This is a genomic window from Serratia proteamaculans (genome assembly GCF_946227095.1).
Classification (GTDB): domain Bacteria; phylum Pseudomonadota; class Gammaproteobacteria; order Enterobacterales; family Enterobacteriaceae; genus Serratia; species Serratia proteamaculans_E.
On record NZ_CAMISV010000006.1, the window covers coordinates 134,025 to 150,348 of the forward strand.

Genomic DNA, 16,324 nt, shown 5'->3' on the forward strand with positions numbered 1-16,324 from the left:
TACCGGTGGATAAGCCGTCGAACAGCAGAAAAGTCTATAATTATAAGACCGTCATTGAGCGATATTCCCGTTACCCCCAGGAGTCTGGATGAAAATAACTATTCTTGGTTGCGGTGCGCTCGGACAACTGTGGCTCTCCCGGCTTTATCAGCAGGGTCACGATGTTCAGGGATGGTTACGGGTGCCACAACCCTTCTGCGCAGTGAACGTGATTGAGCCGGAAGGCGCCTCGTTCAACCGTAATTTACCCACCAACGATCCCGAACATTTAGCCCAGAGCGAACTGCTGCTGGTCACCTTGAAAGCCTGGCAGGTATCCAGCGCGGTCAGTACGCTGCTGCCTAAGCTAAACCCGCGTTGCGCCATCCTGCTGCTGCACAACGGCATGGGCACTCAGGATGAACTGCCTGCGAACAACCAACCGATTCTGCAGGGCACCACCACCCATGCGGCGCGCCATGACGGCAGCACTATTATCCATGTCGCCGGTGGCACCACCCATATCGGCCCGACCTCCCCGGCGGCGCAATCCCTTAGCCACCTGGCGGAAGTGTTGCATCAGGCCCTGCCTGACGTCGCCTGGCACAACAATATTGCCTCGGCGAACTGGCGCAAGCTGGCAGTCAACTGCGTGATCAACCCGCTAACGGCGTTGTATAATTGCCGTAATGGCGATTTACAACGCTATCCGGAGCAAATCGAGGCCCTCTGCCGCGAGGTCGCCAGCATCATGGAAATGGAGGGCTACCACACCTCATGCGAGGGCTTGCTGCAATATGTCATGGAGGTGATCCAAAGCACCGCAGACAACATCTCTTCGATGCTGCAGGACATCCGCACCCAGCGGCACACCGAGATCGACTACATTACCGGCTACCTGCTGCGCCGCGCGCGTAGCCACGGCGTGACTCTGCCAGAGAACGCACGACTGTTTGAATTGATTAAGCGAAAGGAAAATGAATATGAGCGTATCGGCGCTGGTCTGCCTGGCACCTGGTAGCGAAGAAACCGAAGCCGTCACCACCATCGATCTGCTGGTGCGGGCGGGTGTCAAAGTCACCACCGCCAGCGTGGCCGGCGATGGCGACCTGACTATCGTCTGTTCACGCGGGGTAAAACTGCTGGCCGATGCGCCGCTGGTGTCGATTGTGGACGATCCCTTTGACGCTATCGTGCTGCCCGGTGGCCTGAAAGGCGCCGAATGCTTCCGTGACAGCCCGCTATTAGTGGAGAAAGTGCGTCAGATGCACCTGCAGGGCAATATCGTCGCAGCCATCTGCGCGGCACCGGCACTGGTGCTGCAACAGCACGATCTGTTCCCCATCGGTAATATGACCGGGTTCCCGGGGCTGAAAGAACAGATCCCGGCCGACAAATGGATAGAAAAACGTGTGGTGTTTGATCCGCGCGTTAACCTGCTCACCAGCCAGGGGCCGGGAACCTCGATGGAGTTTGCGCTGAAGCTGATTGATTTGCTGCTGGGTAAAGCCAAAGCGGCAGAGATTGCCGCTCAGTTGGTGTTGATACCGGGGATGTACGATTTCCGCGACTAAGTCAGGGGGCGGCATGCCGCCCCCTGACTTAATTATGGACGGTAGACCTTCACGTTGGTAAAGCCCTGCTCCAGCAAATACAGCGCCTGCAGGCGGCTCATCACGCCACGCTCACAGTACAGCAGGTAGGTTTTGCTCTGATCCAAATCGCCAAACTGGCTGCTGAGCTTGTAGAACGGCAGCGGTTTCACCTCAACCTGCTCCAGCTTCAGCGGCTTGTCTTCCTGCTCATCGTTAGAACGAATATCCAGGATCACCTGGTCAGCGTCAAACTCCGCCACGGTTTCCACTTCGGCAACCTGCTCCTGCGCCTGTTCGGCGATGGTGCGGATATCCACGTTCTTGGCTTCGCTAACCACGCGATCAAGAATGCTGAAATCAAAGTGGCCTTCTTCCTCTTCGATCTTGGCTTTAATCGCCTTCACCGTCGGGCTTTTCGAGATCACGCCGCAGTATTCCGGCATGGTCTTGGCAAAGTCTTCGGTGCCAATCTCACGTGCCACTTTGATGATGTGCTCTTTGTCGTGAGAGATCAGCGGACGCAGGATCAGCGTATCGGACGCGTTGTCGATCAAGCGCAAGTTAGTCAGCGTCTGGCTGGAGACCTGCCCCAACGCCTCACCGGTCACCAGTGCCTGCACGCCATAACGTTCGGCTATCTGTGAAGCAGCACGCACCATCATGCGTTTAAGCACCACGCCCATCTGGCCGTCTTCAACCTTTTCCAGGATCTCGCCAACCACAGGTTCAAAATCGATCGCGATAAAGCGCACCTTGTGCGAACTGGCAAAGCGGTTCCACAGGTAATGAGCCACCTGCCGCACGCCAATTTCATGCGCGGCGCCGCCCAGATTGAAGAAGCAATAATGCACGCGGCAACCGCGGCGCATCAGCATATAGCTGGAAACGCCCGAGTCGAAACCGCCGGAAATCAGCGACAGCACGTCTTCCTGAGTCCCTACCGGGTAACCGCCGATGCCTTCACGGCGAGCTTTAACCAGCATCAGTTTGTCGTCTTCGATCTCCAGGTTGACCGTCACCTGCGGATGCGACAGCTTAACGCGCGCGCTGGCAATGTGCTGGTTAAGACCGCCGCCGACGTAACGTTCTACGTCCTGCGAATTGAAGTCCTGCTTGCCGCGGCGCTTAACGCGCACACAGAAGGTTTTGCCTTCCAGTTGCTCGCGATAGGCTTCCAGCGTCTGCTCAAAAATGTGGTGCATATCGGTATAGTCGCGATCTTCCACTTCCAGGATGTGGTGGATGCCAGGAATGCGCGTCAGCGCGTCGGCAATCACCGGTCGCTGGTTTTCATCTTTGGCGCGAACTTCGATATGATCCCAGTGACGGACAACCGCCAGTGTTTCATCATACTGCTTCAGGACGTTGCGAATACTGGTCGAGAGGATCTTGATAAAGCGCAAGCGCACAGATTGGCTCTTGATGGTGATTTCCGGGAACAATTTAATGATAAACTTCATGGCGGTCTTTATTGTCAGAATTACGAGGGAAAAGGATTTACAATGTATATGCGATTGATAAAACCAACGGGGTTGCCGAATGTTTTATCAATCGCATTTGCGGCGCAGAGTATACCACTATCTGGTGGGGCTCGGTGCACAAAACCACACATGCGCGCCATGATTTGCTAATCAAGATCCGCTAGGATAGGCTCTGGCGCCACTGTTCACATGATGATGTAAAAAGAAAATTATGCCAAAAAAACCTGCACAATCAGACAGTACAGAGCAAAGCGTCAGCTTTGAAAACTCCCTCAGCGAGTTGGAAAACATCGTGACGCGTCTGGAATCGGGTGAGCTACCGCTGGAAGACGCGCTGAATGAATTCGAACGCGGCGTACAGTTGGCGCGTCAGGGCCAGCAGAAATTGCAGCAGGCGGAGCAACGCGTACAGATTTTGCTTAACGACAGCGCCGATGATGCCGCGCTGGCGCCTTTCACACCGGATGCCGAGTAATTACCATGTCCGAAACTGTCCAACAGACCGCTTTTTCTGACCAGTTGCAGGCCTTGCGCCAGCGGGCCGACCGCACGCTGCTGGATTTTATCGCGCCGCTGCCGTTCAACGATGGCAATATGGTGGCGGCAATGCGTCATGGCGCGCTGCTGGGCGGTAAACGCCTGCGTCCGTTCCTGGTGTACACCACCGGGCAGATGTTTGGCGTATCACTGAATAATTTGGATGCGCCCGCCGCTGCGGTAGAATGCATTCACGCCTATTCACTGATCCATGACGACTTGCCGGCCATGGACGACGACGACCTGCGTCGCGGTCAGCCGACCTGCCACATCAAATTTGGTGAGGCCAACGCCATTTTGGCCGGCGATGCACTGCAGACGCTGGCATTTTCCATCCTGGCCGATGCCGAGATGCCCGACGTGGCTCTGCGCGATCGGCTGGCGATGGTCTCCGAACTGGCAACCGCCAGCGGTGTTGCCGGCATGTGTGGCGGCCAGTCGCTGGATCTCGAAGCCGAGGGTCGACAGATTGGTCTGGAAGCGCTGGAGCAGATCCACCGCCACAAGACCGGCGCGTTAATTCGCGCAGCCGTTCGCCTCGGGGCGTTAGCCGCCGGTGAACCTGGCCGAGCCGCGCTGATGCAGCTTGACCGCTACGCCGCCGCGATTGGCCTGGCGTTCCAGGTACAGGATGATATTTTGGACGTGGTCGGCGAAACCGAAAAAATCGGTAAACGCCAGGGGGCGGACCAGCAACATGGAAAGAGTACCTATCCAGCTTTGCTCGGGCTTGACAGCGCGAAAGCAAAAGCGTGGGATCTCTATCAGGAAGCTTTAGCTGCATTAGACACTTTGGCAGCGCAATCTTATAACACAGCGCCATTGCGAGCGTTAGCCAGCTTCATTATTGAACGCGACAATTAACGTGTGACGTTAACTCCTCTGATATGAGTATCGAATGAGTCTTGATATAGCCAAATACCCGACCCTGGCGCTAGCGGAAAATCCCGATGAACTCCGTTCGCTGCCAAAAGAGAGCCTACCGAAGCTGTGTGACGAACTTCGGCAATACCTGCTGGACAGCGTTAGCCGCTCCAGTGGCCACTTTGCCTCCGGGCTGGGTACCGTTGAACTGACGGTGGCGTTGCACTATGTGTACCAAACCCCCTTCGATCATCTGGTCTGGGACGTTGGTCACCAGGCTTACCCGCATAAAATCCTGACCGGGCGTCGCGATAAAATCGCCACCATTCGCCAGAAAAATGGCCTGCACCCTTTCCCGTGGCGTGCAGAAAGTGAATATGACGTTCTGTCGGTTGGTCACTCATCCACCTCGATCAGTGCCGGTCTCGGCATGGCGGTAGCCGCAGCGCGTGAAGGCAAAAATCGCCGCACGGTCTGCGTGATTGGCGATGGTGCCATCACCGCAGGTATGGCGTTTGAAGCCATGAACCACGCCGGTGACATCGATCCGGATATGCTGGTGGTGCTGAACGATAACGAAATGTCGATTTCGGAAAACGTCGGCGCGTTGAACAATCATTTGGCGCAATTACTGTCCGGCAAGCTCTACTCCACCCTGCGTGAGGGCGGTAAAAAAGTGTTGTCCGGCCTGCCACCAATCAAAGAGTTGGTCAAACGTACCGAAGAGCACCTGAAAGGCATGGTGGTACCGGGCACGCTGTTCGAAGAGCTGGGCTTTAACTACATCGGCCCGGTCGACGGCCACGATGTCCAGGGGCTGGTCGCCACGCTGAAAAACATGCGTGACCTGAAAGGCCCGCAGTTGCTGCACATCATGACCAAAAAAGGCCGGGGTTATGCCCCGGCGGAAAAAGACCCAATCAGCTTCCACGCGGTGCCAAAATTCGATCCGGCCAGCGGTACCCTGCCGAAAAGTGCCGGCGGCCAGCCGACCTATTCAAAAATCTTTGGCGACTGGCTGTGTGAAACCGCCGCCAAAGACAGCTCGCTGATGGCCATCACCCCGGCCATGCGCGAAGGCTCGGGCATGGTGCAGTTCTCCCGCGACTATCCACAGCAGTATTTTGACGTGGCGATTGCCGAACAGCATGCGGTGACCTTCGCCGCCGGCCTGGCGATTGGTGGCTATAAGCCGGTGGTGGCGATTTACTCCACCTTCCTGCAGCGCGCTTACGATCAGTTGATCCACGACGTCGCCATTCAAAAACTGCCGGTGATGTTTGCCATCGATCGCGGCGGTATTGTTGGCGCTGACGGCCAGACTCACCAGGGAGCCTTCGATCTGTCATTCATGCGTTGCATCCCAACCATGGTGATCATGACGCCAAGCGATGAGAATGAGTGCCGCCAAATGCTGTACACCGGCTATCACTATAACGAAGGCCCAAGCGCCGTACGCTATCCGCGTGGTAACGGTACCGGGGCGTCGCTGGAACCTCTCAGTGCACTGCCGGTCGGTAAAGGTATTGTCCGTCGTGAAGGCGAAAAGCTGGCGATCCTGAACTTCGGCACTCTGTTGCCGGAGGCTGCGCAGGTAGCGGAAAACCTCAACGCCACGCTGGTGGATATGCGCTTCGTGAAACCACTGGATGAACAGTTGGTACTTGAACTGGCAGCCAGCCACGACACGCTGGTCACGCTGGAAGAAAACGCCATTATGGGGGGTGCCGGCAGTGGCGTGAACGAGCTGCTGATGGCCAAGCGCCGCGTAGTTCCGGTGCTGAATATCGGCCTGCCAGACTACTTTGTCTCCCAGGGTAGTCAGGAAGAGGTCCGTAGCGATCTGGGCCTGGACGCTGCCGGTATACAGCGGCAAATTGAGGTCTGGCTGGCGCAATAATCCTCGCGCCGGAAGTGGTGTTCAAGGGCGCAGTATTGAACTGCGCCCTTAATTATCAGAACAACCCAAGCGGCCAGTGGTGGCCAATCAGGTAGATAATACCGGCGGAAAACACCCCGGCGACGATGTCGTCGACCATGATCCCCATACCGCCATGCACATTGCGATCAAACCAACGGATTGGCCATGGCTTCCAGATATCCAAAATACGGAAAATCACGAAGCCCGCCGCGACCCACTGCCAGTCATTGACCGGCAACGCCATCAGCGTGATCCACATACCGACAAATTCGTCCCAGACGATGCTGCCGTGGTCGTGCACCTTCATGTCTTTGGCAGTCTGGTGGCACAGGTAGACACCAATACAGATGCTGAACATCACCAACAGCGAATACAGTTGCCATGGCAATTGGATCAGCAGCAGCCAGAACGGGATCGCCGCCAATGACCCCATGGTGCCCGGCATCACCGGCGACAAACCACTGCCGAAGCCGGTGGCCAACAGGTGCCACGGATTGCTCATCCGCAAGCGGCGTTTAGCTTCATCCATGTTACGCCTGCCCTTCACTGAAATGATCGAAACCCTGCCATGGCAACTCTACCACTTCATCGTTGCGGTAGAACTTGATGCCTTCGGACAGCGGGCCAATCTGACCAATACAAGTGTAGTCAGCACCCAGATGACTCAGCGCCACTTCCAGCGCGCCGCGGTTGATTTCCGGCACGGTGAAGCACAGTTCGTAATCCTCACCGCCGGTCAACGCCCAGCGCAGTGCCTGATCAGCGTCTGTATGGCTGCTTAACGCCTGCGACAGCGGCAGCTCATCCAGATTGATGCGCGCTCCGCAATCGGAAGCTTTCAGCACGTGCTTCAGATCGGAAATCAGGCCATCCGAAATATCAATCGCCGAGCTGGCCAGATCGCGCAACGCCTGCCCCTGCAATACCCGTGGCTGCGGCCGCAGATGGCGGCCAAGCAGGTAATTGCGTGCTTCGGCATCTGTCACCTGCAAACGGTCCTGCAGCACAGCCAGGCCCGCGGCGCTGTCACCCAGCGTCCCTGTGGTGTAGATCCAGTCACCGATGCGCGCGCCGCTGCGGGTCAATGCCCGCCCGGCCGGGATCAGGCCGTGAATGGTTAACGTCATGCTTAACGGACCGCGAGTGGTATCGCCGCCAATCAACTGCATGCCGTAATAATTAAGTTGCTCGAACAGGCTGTCGCTGAACGCCTTCAGCCAGGGCTCATTCACATCCGGCAGGGTTAGTGCCAGTGAAAGCCAGGCGGGATCGGCGCCCATGGCCGCCAGGTCGCTAAGGTTAACTGCCAGTGCTTTGTAGCCGAGATCGGCGGGATCGATATCCGCCAAGAAGTGAACGCCCGAAACGAGAGTGTCGGTACTGACGGCCAAAAGCTGTTTTTCTGCCACTGTCAGAAGTGCGCAGTCATCTCCAATGCCCAACTGTACATCCCGGCGCAGACTCTTAAACCGGTCAAAATAGCGGGCAATGAGGTCAAATTCGCCACATGCCATGGTCGATATTCCAATAGAAGAAATTAAGGCCGGGGATACCGGCCTTAATTTTTTATTTTTTCTTGCGGATGCTTGGTGCCACTTTATCCAGCACGCCATTCACAAACTTGTGGCTGTCTTCAGCGCCGAAGGTTTTCGCCAACTCGATCGCTTCGTTGATTGCCACCTTGTAAGGCACATCCTCACGCATTTTCAGCTCGTACAGCGCAATGCGCAGAACGGCCCTTTCTACCTGTCCCAGCTCTTCGAGCTGACGCGACAGGACAGGTGCCATCAGGCTATCAAGCAGACCTGCATTCACCGCCACGCCGGACAGCAGCTCCCGAAAATAGGCGATGTCTGCATCTTTGACATCTTGCTCCGACAGGAACTGGTGTTCAACATCGGCAATGTCATTTTTAGACAACTGCCAAGAGTAAAGCGCTTGAACAGCGCACTCACGAGCGCGGCGACGAGCAGCAGGTTTCACGGAATTCCCCTTAACTAAATTCAGGCTTTAATAGCTTTGATAACATTAATCATTTCAAGTGCGGTCAGAGCCGCTTCAGCGCCTTTGTTGCCCGCTTTGGTGCCGGCACGCTCGATAGCCTGTTCGATGCTTTCGGTCGTCAACACGCCAAAGGCAACCGGGATTTCAGTGTTCAAAGAAACACTGCCCAGGCCGGAGCTGGCTTCGCCCGCGACAAATTCGAAGTGCGCGGTGCCCCCACGGATAACCGTGCCCAGTGCGATCACTGCATCGTATTTGCCGGTGTTAGCCAGCACGCGTGCAGTCAACGGCAACTCGTAAGCGCCCGGGACCCAGACAACGGTAATGTTGTCGTCAGCAACCTGACCAATGCGCTTCAGTGCGTCGATGGCACCTTGCAGCAGGCTGTCATTGATGAAATTGTTAAAACGTGCAATTGCAATCGCCACACGGGCATTTGGAGTAGCAACAACACCTTCGATAACTTTCATGGGCTTTCCTTAAAAATGGGTTCAATACCCCGCAGGGGGGCGGATTCTATCACATTCTTTACCTGCCTGCGCGGGCGGTTTTGTAAAACGATAACCGACCCGGCAAGCGGACGTTACATTCAGTATTTTGCCTTCAATCGCAGCCGTAAATCAGGGCCGACTTGCCGTACTTCGCTGAAGACAAACTCCGGTGCGTCAGCCAGGCGCTCAAGGCCCGGCAGGTGACACAGGCCGCGGCCATTATCACCCAACAATTTTGGCGCGATATACAAAATGAGCTCATCGACCAACCCGGCCTGCAGCAAGGCACCGGCCAACTGCGCGCCGGCCTCGACCCAGATGGAATTCACCTGACGTTTCGCCAGTTGCATCATCATCACCACCAGATCGATCCCGCCACCGTGCGCCGGGAAGGTCAATTGCTCGACATCCTGCGGCCAAACTTGCTGATCCGGCTGCAGGCGTGCCAGCCAGGTGGATCCCGGCTGTTGCACTACCCGATGCTGTGGGGTAACGCGATTTTGGCTATCCAGAATAATACGCAGCGGTTGACGCAGGTTTTCACGCGGATAAATGCTTTGCGTCTCAGCGTCCAGCTCATCCCAACGCACCGTCAGTGACGGATCGTCCGCCAACACGGTGGTACTGGTGCTGAGAATAGCGGCGCTTTGCGCCCGCAGACGCTGTACGTCCTGACGTGCCTGCGGTGAGGTGATCCATTGGCTTTCGCCGGAAGCCATCGCCGTGCGGCCATCCAGTGAAGCGCCGAGCTTGAGTTGTACATAAGGAAAGCCGGTGCGCATCCGTTTGAGGAAGCCCAGATTCACCGCTTCGGCCTCCGCCAGCATCAAACCGTGGCGAACATCCAGCCCCGCCTGCTGCAATTTATACAGCCCACGACCGGCAACTTCCGGGTTGGGATCCTGCATCGCCGCCACAACCCGGGCTACGCCGGCAGCCACCAGCGCATCGGCACAGGGTGGCGTGCGGCCATGATGGCTACAGGGTTCCAGCGTGACATAAGCGGTGGCTCCACGCGCCTTTTCGCCCGCCATGCGCAGCGCATGCACTTCCGCATGCGGTTCACCGGCGCGCAGATGGTAACCCTCACCAACGATTTCGCCGTCGCGCACGATAACGCAGCCGACATTGGGATTCGGTGCGGTAGTAAAACGGCCCAAGCGCGCCAGTTCAAAGGCGCGTGCCATATACAATTCGTCGTTATGCATCAAAGCCCCTTTAGTCCTGCAGACGGGCGATCTCTTCGCCGAATTCGCGGATATCTTCAAAGCTGCGGTAGACCGAAGCAAAGCGAATATAGGCCACTTTATCCAACTTTTTCAACGCGTCCATCACCAGGTTGCCGACCAGTTTAGTCGGCACTTCACGCTCGCCGGTGGCGCGTAACTGGGATTTAATGTGGTTGATCGCATTCTCCACGTCGTCGGAACTGACCGGGCGTTTTTCCAACGCCTTCAGCATGCCGCGACGTAGCTTGTCTTCGTTGAAAGGCTCACGTACTTCATCGCTTTTGATTACCCGCGGCATCACCAGTTCAGCCACTTCAAAGGTGGTGAAGCGTTCATTACAAACCAGACACTGGCGGCGACGGCGCACCTGCGAACCATCACCCACCAGACGGGAATCAATGACTTTGGTATCAACGGCGGCGCAGAAAGGGCAATGCATAACACGTCCTGATAAACGTTTTCATAGTTAAGAACAGTTTACCCCGAAGTGCGGTTACAACAAAGGCCGTCGGTTATTTGTTGCGGGGCCCCGTTCTCAACGGCGGCCAAAACGGGGGCTAACATGACTTTCCCGGCCAGGCGGGCTAAGCTGATAACAGGAGATGTTGAATAGGAAATCCCCGCCATGACAACCCGTTACCCCAAGATTTTACTGCTCAGTACACTGGTACTGTTGGCTGGCTGCGCGCAAACTCGCGAAGTGCCAAAGCTGCATAATCAGGTGGTTGCACTGAATCAGCAATTAACCACCCTGACTAACCAGGCTACGGCGCTGGAGCAGCAAAACCAGTTGAACCAAAACTCCACCAGCGGCGTTTATCTGCTGCCAGCGGCCAATAATGGCGCTCGCTTGCACAGCAGCCTCGGTGAACTGAGCGTGTCACTCAGCCACGTGAAGAGCGAGGCTAACGGCACCCAGGCCATGCTGCACGTCCGCACGCTTTCGCAAGCCTCCCTGCCGGCGTTCAGGGCCATTGTGGAATGGGGCCCATTGGATGCGACCACCGGCAAGCCGCTGACGGCCGACGCGCTTTCCCAGCCGATCGCCAGTGCGGACTCGCTGCTACCCAAAACGGAGCACAGTTTTGAGCTGCGTTTCAGTGGCCTGACGCCAGATCAACTGGGCTATGTTCGACTGCACAGCGTAGAACCCACTGCAGCGGCAGCCGCAGCAAACTAAGCAGGCCAGGCCCACACTCAACCCTTCACGAGAGTGGGCCATCAGCTTAACCCAGCCGTTGCAGCCTGGCCGGTAGCCCCTGGCGCACCGCTGCCCCGCTGACCCAGTCAAGCCAGCTATTGCTGATTTCTCTGGTTGGATCGGGCAATCCAAGGTCGTTTAAGTTGATACCGGCGGCAATGCGCGCATCGGCTGCCAGCGGCTGACCATCCAGCAGGTGCGCACGCGCCCCCATCTCGCGATGGCCATAACCGTGCTCAATAGCAATCACGCCGGGCATCACGCCATCCAGCAAACTGATCTGCGCCTCAACGCTGCCGCCCGGGGTCTGCAACCGCACCCGATCGCCATGCTGTAGAGCATAACGCTCAGCATCGGCCGGATTAAGCGCCACCAGATTAACCGGTTTCACCGCGCGCAGGCGATCGATCGGCGCCGTTGAGCTGCTCATCAGGTGCGACTTAAACGACATCAGGCGGAACGGCCATGCCTGTGCTGGATAGTGCTCCCCGACGTCGGAACCGTCGGCAAAGCGTGGCGGATAATAGGTCGGACAGCCGCTATAACGTTCTCCGGTCATGGCATGGCGATGGCGCGCCACCTCTTCATTCCAGATATTCAGCCCTTTCTTCCACTGCGGTCCGGTTTCATTTCCTCGCCAGGCTTGTTCATAAGGCGCGAAGCGCCCACCCCGCGCCAGCATATAGCCGACCCGCAACCGCTCATCCGTCTTCAAGATCCTATCCAACGCCGGTTGCAGGCGATCCACCCCGGTCAGCCGCAGCTCGCTTTCCGTCGCTTCCGGCAGTGGCTCACCGGCAAAGGCCACGTTGGCCGCAGCACGCAGATAATAATCTTCGGCGTTGTGCAATCCGCAGGCATTCCCCTGCGCATCCTGCAAAGCGGCATCGCCAAACCCCGGCAACTGCATCGCCTTCGACAACGCAATAACAAAGCTTTCCAGTGCCACCGGCTGACCGTCCGCCGTGGTCGCAGTCCGCGACGCAACCACTGGCCACCGCGCGGTGCTTGCCCGCACCATCACGCCGGACCAGGGCGCGGTAAAGCCCCAGCTCTCGAAGTTATGAGTGTCCGGCACGATGTAATCCGCCAGGGCGCTGGTCTCGTTAATAAAGGCGTCGATCGCGATAAACAACGGCAACTGCCGGGGATCTTTCAGCCGGCTTTCGACCACCTCGCGCAGACCGGCAACGCCGTACAGCGGGTTGCCCATATGGCTGATCCAGGCCTTCAGCGGATAAGGGTATCCCATCAGCGCCGGGGCCAGTTGCTCAGTGAACTGGCCCGCGACAAACGGGTACCAGGGCCCGCGCGCCGGATAAGGTTTTTCACCCCGCTCAAGTTTGCGGCGATATTCGTCCGATTGCTCATACGCCTGTTTGCTGCGCGACAGCACCAACCCTTTCGGTTTCACCATGCCGGGGAAGCTCTTCAGGTTATAGCGGGGCCCATCGGCAAACTCCTTGAACTTACCGCCACCGACCGAGACGCCGCCCTTAAGATTCAGGTTACCGATCAGCGCATTGAGCATCATCACCGCCCAACTGTTATAGAAGCCGTTGCCGCTCATCATGCCACCATGGGCGATCACCGCCGCTTGCCGCTGATAGGAGGTAAACTCTTTGGCCAGCGCGGCAATGGTCTCGGCACTGACGCCACAGCGGGTGCTGTACTCAGCCAGCGTGAAGCGCTCAGCCGCCCGCTGCAGACAGAGAAAGCTCGAACGGACCTGGACCTGTGAACCGTCGGCCAGCCGCAGCTGTTGTTCCACCCGCAACGCGCCCCGTAGCGCCTGGTCGGCCGACACCGGTTCAGCCCGCTGCGTATCCCAGACCAAAGGCGGGCTTTCGGCCTCTCCGGTTGTGCCGCCGTCCAAATGTACCTGGCGCAAAAACTGGCCGCACAACGGATGATCGTCATTCATCACCACCAGATGTGTGGCATTGGTCCAGCTCTTTTCACCGGCTGCCTGCATGGCTGTCTCGCCGGGCAGTGCCAGGTAGTCAGCGTTATAACGCTCCTGTTCGATGATCCAGCGGATCATGCCCATCACCAGCGCGGAATCGGTACCCGGCAACACCGGGACCCAACGGTTGTGATCGTTGGCCATCGTGGTGGTTAATGGCAACGCCGGTGCCACCACCACGTAACGGAATTCATCGCGCAGACGGGCGTTGGCCAACTGACGCCCCTGGCGTTTGAACGGATTGCCGGACTGCGCCGGCGAGGTACCGAGAAACAGTCCAAAACGTAAATGGTCCCAATCCGGTTTAACGTGCGCATTGGTTTCCAAATCGCCCATTAATGCCCCGGATCCCGCCCGGTAGGCCAGTCCGCAATAAGCGCCATGATGGCCGAAGTTACGTGTCCCAAAGGCATTCTGCGCAAAACGTTTGATAAAAGCGTCCCGCCCTTCATCACCGGCGTTGGTGACCAGCAACTGATTAGCCTTTGGCCCCAGCGAAGGTTGCTCAGGGTCGAGCGGCGTTTCGAGATCGCGGATCGCTCTCAGCCCCTCAACCGGCCCCTCGCCGAACAGATCGCCGCCCTCGACCACTTCGTGGATCAACTGTTCAAAACTGATGCGTTGCCACTGCCCGCTGCCGCGTGGCCCTACCCGCTTCATCGGCTCCAGCACGCGATAGGGGCTGGTCAGCCCTTCCAGCAAGGTCGCGCCACGGGCGCAGGCGGTGGAACGCTGTTCAAGACCTTCATCGCCCCCCAGACGGTTGAGTGCATCACTCACCGGTAAAGAGTAGGGAAAGTGGTGGTCGTGAGACAGCGGATGATAAGGGTTGCCCGCCACGCGCAAGATCTGATTGCTGTCGCGATCCACCCTGACCCGCAGGCCGCAAAGCGTCCAGCAGCCAAAACATTGGGTCATGGACACCGCCTGCTGTGGATTGGCCTGCCAGCCATCCGGGTGCCGACAGCCTTCTGTCGGCAACGAGTTGGCGCTGATTCGATCAAGCGTCAGTTTGCCGCTGCTGCCGTCGCGCAGGTCGGTAAACACTTTCTGCACCATCTCACTGTAACTGGCTCCAAACAGGGTCAATCCGCCCAGCGCGAGCCCCCCCTTCAACCACTGACGCCGCGTTGACTTAGCCATAGTGTTTTTTCTCCATCAGCCCATGCTGTAGTTCACGAATTCCAATGATTAAAGCTATCCACAAGCCCAGGGTGCCCAGGATCGCCAACAGCCCTTCGCTGCCGAGGGGTAACACATAGGGATTGGTTAATACGTTGAACTTGGGCAGCGTTTGAGTTTGCATCAGCAACATCCAGCGCACGCCCCAGCACAGCAGCAACGCTGCAGCGCACTGCACCCGTAGCCCATTCGAGCCCAACACCTGAGTGCGTGCTCGCCATGCCAACGCCAACAGCAACAGGGTCAAGCCGACAAAAGCGATACCTGCCCAGAGCCAGACGGCCCCCTGAGTCGCCAGCGAATGCAATGCGACGGAAGACCTGCTGCCATCCAGCCACCAACCAAGAGCCGAGAGACACAGCAACAGCAGGCTGATGATCTGATAGCGAGCCAGGCGCGACTGCCATTGCGGCTCCTGACGCAGCCAATAAGCCAACAGCGACGGAACGGCCTGGATGGCGGTCAGTAACAGTAGCCAGGGTAACCAGAGGCTGTACCACAGCGGCTGCGCCCGCAGCACCGAAACCTCACGCCCGGTATAGAGCAGGATGCTGAACGCCGAAAGCAAAGTGGCCAATGCCACCCCGCGCAGCCATTTATCTTCACGCCATGCCGGCCGGAACTGTAGCCAACGCGCCCACAACGGCAGGCTTTTCGTGCGCAGTTGCCCTCGTAACAGCAGAACGAAATAGCTGACCACCAGCAGGGTAAACAGCGGTAAAAACAGTGAGCCGAGCGACATCCACGACCAGGGGGTAAAGTAGGCGTAAAAATGCCAGATGCGAGCGGGCTGATGTAAATCTGCGCTCAGGGCCATCGGTGCCACGGTGCCGCTCACCAGCGCCAACGAGACGGCGGCCAGTTCCAGCCGTGACGTATTCTGCGGATCGCGCCAGCGCAGCCAAAAGGCAATCATGATGCTGCCGCAGGCCAGACCGATAAAGAAAAAATACTGTACCGCCCAGGGCAACCAGGCGATCTCCTGCGGGCGGGCCATAATTTCGCGGATCATGGGTGTACCTCCTGCCACAGCGCCGGTTGTCCCCGGACGTGACTGACAAAAGCCTCATCCAGCCCCAGATAGAACACCTGAGGGTGGGTCCCCTGTTCGGGTTTCAATACCTTGAGCTGCGCCTGATGCTCATCCAAAGCACGCCTTAATGCACCTTGCCGATCGTTGAGATCGCCGATCATCCGGGCGCCACCAACACAGGATTCAACACAGGCGGGCAGCAGCCCGGCATCCAGCCGGTGCACGCAGAAAGTGCATTTGTCGGCGGTCTGGGTTTCGTGGTTGATAAACCGCGCCTCATAAGGGCAGGCCTGCACGCAATAGGCACAGCCGACGCAGCGGGTGTTATCGATCACCACGATGCCGTCCTGACGCTGAAAGGTCGCCTGCACCGGGCAGATCGGTACGCAGGGCGGATTGTCACAGTGATTGCACAGCCGGGGTAACAACACGTTGGTGGTCGAATCCTGCCCCGTCAGGCTGACCTGATATTGCTGTACACTGGTGCGGAATTGCCCCTGTGGCAGCCGGTTTTCCACCGCGCAGCTGACCGTACAAGCCTGACAGCCGATGCAACGACGCAGGTCGATCAACATAGCCATGCGCTTTTTGCTGTCACCTTCCCGCCGGGCCGGTTGCAACTGCCACCCTGACTGCGCTAATGGCACCAAAGCGGCACCGGCGGTCAGCGCACCGAGTCGTTGTAAAAACTGCCGTTTCCCACTGTCCATTGATTTCTCCCAATAAGTATCCGCCGGGGAACTGATACAAAGGAGTGTAAAAACGACGACCGACCGCCAATATTGTGGTTTACCACATTCCCGACGGCGGCTTGATCCAGGACAATTCAACCCGGTGATGT

At 57.7% G+C, this 16,324-nt stretch carries 16 protein-coding genes; 6 read left to right on the forward strand and 10 right to left on the reverse strand.

Going from position 1 to position 16,324, the window contains the following annotated elements; genetic code table 11:
• Positions 1-88: 88 nt before the first annotated feature.
• On the forward strand, positions 89-1,000 hold the full coding sequence (gene panE, locus OC597_RS14015; protein ID WP_261463011.1) for a 2-dehydropantoate 2-reductase: 912 nt from the start codon (positions 89-91) through the stop codon (positions 998-1,000).
• Positions 963-1,553, forward strand: coding sequence for a protein deglycase YajL (yajL, locus tag OC597_RS14020; protein ID WP_262209168.1), 591 nt, complete (start codon positions 963-965; stop codon positions 1,551-1,553). The genes panE and yajL overlap by 38 nt, the downstream gene beginning before the upstream one ends.
• Before the next feature lie 32 nt (positions 1,554-1,585).
• Here yajL and thiI read toward each other — a convergent pair whose 3' ends face one another.
• Complete coding sequence (gene thiI / locus OC597_RS14025) at positions 1,586-3,034, reverse strand: tRNA uracil 4-sulfurtransferase ThiI (RefSeq protein WP_099062289.1); 1,449 nt, start codon at positions 3,032-3,034, stop codon at positions 1,586-1,588.
• A 232-nt stretch (positions 3,035-3,266) separates the two neighbouring features.
• Between thiI and xseB the strand changes: the two genes are divergently transcribed.
• The 3 genes from xseB to dxs are packed head-to-tail and all read left to right on the forward strand — an operon-like array spanning position 3,267 to position 6,356.
• On the forward strand, positions 3,267-3,530 hold the full coding sequence (xseB, locus tag OC597_RS14030) for an exodeoxyribonuclease VII small subunit (protein WP_099062290.1): 264 nt from the start codon (positions 3,267-3,269) through the stop codon (positions 3,528-3,530).
• A 5-nt stretch (positions 3,531-3,535) separates the two neighbouring features.
• Positions 3,536-4,456 carry a (2E,6E)-farnesyl diphosphate synthase gene (gene ispA / locus OC597_RS14035; RefSeq protein ID WP_261251692.1) on the forward strand — a complete coding sequence of 307 codons (921 nt, stop codon included), beginning with the start codon at positions 3,536-3,538 and terminating at the stop codon, positions 4,454-4,456.
• A gap of 34 nt (positions 4,457-4,490) precedes the next feature.
• The gene (gene dxs, locus OC597_RS14040; RefSeq protein WP_262209169.1) at positions 4,491-6,356 is read left to right on the forward strand and encodes a 1-deoxy-D-xylulose-5-phosphate synthase; all 1,866 of its coding nucleotides are present in this window, start codon (positions 4,491-4,493) and stop codon (positions 6,354-6,356) included.
• Between the two features lie 55 nt (positions 6,357-6,411).
• Here dxs and pgpA read toward each other — a convergent pair whose 3' ends face one another.
• The 6 genes from pgpA to nrdR all read right to left on the reverse strand — a co-directional run bounded on the left by pgpA (position 6,412) and on the right by nrdR (position 10,540).
• The gene (gene pgpA / locus OC597_RS14045) at positions 6,412-6,906 is read right to left on the reverse strand and encodes a phosphatidylglycerophosphatase A (protein ID WP_085115444.1); all 495 of its coding nucleotides are present in this window, start codon (positions 6,904-6,906) and stop codon (positions 6,412-6,414) included.
• 1 nt (position 6,907) lies between these two features.
• The gene (gene thiL / locus OC597_RS14050) at positions 6,908-7,891 is read right to left on the reverse strand and encodes a thiamine-phosphate kinase (protein ID WP_261251690.1); all 984 of its coding nucleotides are present in this window, start codon (positions 7,889-7,891) and stop codon (positions 6,908-6,910) included.
• A 52-nt stretch (positions 7,892-7,943) separates the two neighbouring features.
• A complete protein-coding gene (gene nusB, locus OC597_RS14055; RefSeq protein ID WP_085115442.1) occupies positions 7,944-8,360 on the reverse strand; it encodes a transcription antitermination factor NusB in 417 nt (138 codons plus the stop codon).
• A 20-nt stretch (positions 8,361-8,380) separates the two neighbouring features.
• A complete protein-coding gene (ribH, locus tag OC597_RS14060) occupies positions 8,381-8,851 on the reverse strand; it encodes a 6,7-dimethyl-8-ribityllumazine synthase (RefSeq protein WP_099062296.1) in 471 nt (156 codons plus the stop codon).
• A gap of 119 nt (positions 8,852-8,970) precedes the next feature.
• The gene (gene ribD / locus OC597_RS14065) at positions 8,971-10,080 is read right to left on the reverse strand and encodes a bifunctional diaminohydroxyphosphoribosylaminopyrimidine deaminase/5-amino-6-(5-phosphoribosylamino)uracil reductase RibD (protein ID WP_262209170.1); all 1,110 of its coding nucleotides are present in this window, start codon (positions 10,078-10,080) and stop codon (positions 8,971-8,973) included.
• Between the two features lie 10 nt (positions 10,081-10,090).
• A complete protein-coding gene (gene nrdR / locus OC597_RS14070) occupies positions 10,091-10,540 on the reverse strand; it encodes a transcriptional regulator NrdR (RefSeq protein ID WP_004949256.1) in 450 nt (149 codons plus the stop codon).
• Positions 10,541-10,726: 186 nt separating this feature from the next.
• Here nrdR and OC597_RS14075 point away from each other — a divergent pair, with 186 nt between their 5' ends.
• Positions 10,727-11,281, forward strand: coding sequence for a SadB/YajI family lipoprotein (locus tag OC597_RS14075; RefSeq protein ID WP_262209171.1), 555 nt, complete (start codon positions 10,727-10,729; stop codon positions 11,279-11,281).
• Positions 11,282-11,327: 46 nt separating this feature from the next.
• Here OC597_RS14075 and ttrA read toward each other — a convergent pair whose 3' ends face one another.
• The 3 genes from ttrA to ttrB are packed head-to-tail and all read right to left on the reverse strand — an operon-like array spanning position 11,328 to position 16,193.
• On the reverse strand, positions 11,328-14,411 hold the full coding sequence (gene ttrA / locus OC597_RS14080; RefSeq protein WP_262209172.1) for a tetrathionate reductase subunit TtrA: 3,084 nt from the start codon (positions 14,409-14,411) through the stop codon (positions 11,328-11,330).
• Positions 14,404-15,462 carry a tetrathionate reductase subunit TtrC gene (ttrC, locus tag OC597_RS14085; protein WP_262209173.1) on the reverse strand — a complete coding sequence of 353 codons (1,059 nt, stop codon included), beginning with the start codon at positions 15,460-15,462 and terminating at the stop codon, positions 14,404-14,406. The genes ttrA and ttrC overlap by 8 nt, the downstream gene beginning before the upstream one ends.
• Complete coding sequence (ttrB, locus tag OC597_RS14090; protein WP_262209174.1) at positions 15,459-16,193, reverse strand: tetrathionate reductase subunit TtrB; 735 nt, start codon at positions 16,191-16,193, stop codon at positions 15,459-15,461. Before ttrB ends, ttrC begins: the two co-directional genes overlap by 4 nt.
• Positions 16,194-16,324: the final 131 nt, after the last annotated feature.

Coding starts and splice junctions, on each gene's coding strand:
- panE (WP_261463011.1), top strand. CDS start 89: ATGAAAATAACTATTCTTGGTTGCGGTGCGCTCGGACAACTGTGGCTC.
- yajL (WP_262209168.1), top strand. CDS start 963: ATGAGCGTATCGGCGCTGGTCTGCCTGGCACCTGGTAGCGAAGAAACC.
- thiI (WP_099062289.1), bottom strand. CDS start 3,034: ATGAAGTTTATCATTAAATTGTTCCCGGAAATCACCATCAAGAGCCAA.
- xseB (WP_099062290.1), top strand. CDS start 3,267: ATGCCAAAAAAACCTGCACAATCAGACAGTACAGAGCAAAGCGTCAGC.
- ispA (WP_261251692.1), top strand. CDS start 3,536: ATGTCCGAAACTGTCCAACAGACCGCTTTTTCTGACCAGTTGCAGGCC.
- dxs (WP_262209169.1), top strand. CDS start 4,491: ATGAGTCTTGATATAGCCAAATACCCGACCCTGGCGCTAGCGGAAAAT.
- pgpA (WP_085115444.1), bottom strand. CDS start 6,906: ATGGATGAAGCTAAACGCCGCTTGCGGATGAGCAATCCGTGGCACCTG.
- thiL (WP_261251690.1), bottom strand. CDS start 7,891: ATGGCATGTGGCGAATTTGACCTCATTGCCCGCTATTTTGACCGGTTT.
- ribH (WP_099062296.1), bottom strand. CDS start 8,851: ATGAAAGTTATCGAAGGTGTTGTTGCTACTCCAAATGCCCGTGTGGCG.
- ribD (WP_262209170.1), bottom strand. CDS start 10,080: ATGCATAACGACGAATTGTATATGGCACGCGCCTTTGAACTGGCGCGC.
- nrdR (WP_004949256.1), bottom strand. CDS start 10,540: ATGCATTGCCCTTTCTGCGCCGCCGTTGATACCAAAGTCATTGATTCC.
- OC597_RS14075 (WP_262209171.1), top strand. CDS start 10,727: ATGACAACCCGTTACCCCAAGATTTTACTGCTCAGTACACTGGTACTG.
- ttrA (WP_262209172.1), bottom strand. CDS start 14,411: ATGGCTAAGTCAACGCGGCGTCAGTGGTTGAAGGGGGGGCTCGCGCTG.
- ttrC (WP_262209173.1), bottom strand. CDS start 15,462: ATGATCCGCGAAATTATGGCCCGCCCGCAGGAGATCGCCTGGTTGCCC.
- ttrB (WP_262209174.1), bottom strand. CDS start 16,193: ATGGACAGTGGGAAACGGCAGTTTTTACAACGACTCGGTGCGCTGACC.